This is a genomic window from Paenibacillus albiflavus (assembly GCF_004344915.1).
GTDB lineage: Bacteria > Bacillota > Bacilli > Paenibacillales > NBRC-103111 > Paenibacillus_AM > Paenibacillus_AM albiflavus.
Window position 1 is genome coordinate 1 of record NZ_SKFG01000075.1, and the last position, 318, is coordinate 318.

1 rRNA gene is annotated in these 318 nt (G+C 44.3%); it reads left to right on the forward strand.

The window, feature by feature from the left end:
- A 16S ribosomal RNA gene (locus E0485_RS24425) occupies window positions 1–56 on the forward strand; the annotation flags it as partial.
- Window positions 57–318: the final 262 nt, after the last annotated feature.

Consider the following 318-nt stretch of genomic DNA (forward strand, 5'->3'; position numbering starts at 1 on the left):
GGGTGAAGTCGTAACAAGGTAGCCGTATCGGAAGGTGCGGCTGGATCACCTCCTTTCTATGGAGAATCGTTTCCTGCAACGGAAACATTCAAATATGCAGATCATCTGCAAAACTTCTTCACTCGTGTTCAGTTTTGGAAGGATAAAACCTTTCCAAACTTTTGTTCCTTGAAAACTAGATAGCGAAACGAAATGTAAGAGCTTAGAGATACATCCGAGCGTTTGTAACCCAAACGCGAAGTAAACTAATATTAGCAGGTTAAGCTAATAAGAGCGCACGGAGGATGCCTAGGCACTAGGAGCCGAAGAAGGACGTGG